This window comes from Pseudoalteromonas sp. bablab_jr011, assembly GCF_016464045.1.
Lineage (GTDB): Bacteria > Pseudomonadota > Gammaproteobacteria > Enterobacterales > Alteromonadaceae > Pseudoalteromonas > Pseudoalteromonas lipolytica.
Genome location: NZ_JACDWU010000073.1, coordinates 1 through 334 on the forward strand (window position 1 = coordinate 1; position 334 = coordinate 334).

General features: G+C 40.7%; 1 pseudogene. It reads right to left on the bottom strand.

Features of this window, described 5'->3' with window-relative positions:
• A pseudogene (locus JIG41_RS01910) lies at positions 1 to 220 on the bottom strand (hypothetical protein); the annotation flags it as partial.
• Positions 221 to 334 lie beyond the last annotated feature (114 nt).

Here is a 334-nt window from a genome sequence, read left to right on the forward strand (position 1 = left end):
CATCTCCCATCATAAAGCTCCCGCCTTCAACAAACACCATGTGGGCTTTAGTGCGCTCAATAAGAGCATGTACTTGCTTGTCTTGCTCTCCAGTGAGCTTATCTATGTTATTTTCGATATCGCAGCCACTTAGTAATAAGCTGCAGATAATAATAGGAGAAAGTAAGCTAAGTACGTTGCGGGGTGTAAAAGGCGTGCCTGAGCCAAGGTATTTATCCATAAAAAAAGAGTCCATGTACAGTGTGTCTGTTAACGGTATTTTAGCCAGTGTTAGTATGAATAAACATACTCCCAAAGTATGTTCTCATTTGCAGGTGGAATGACTATTTTGTGA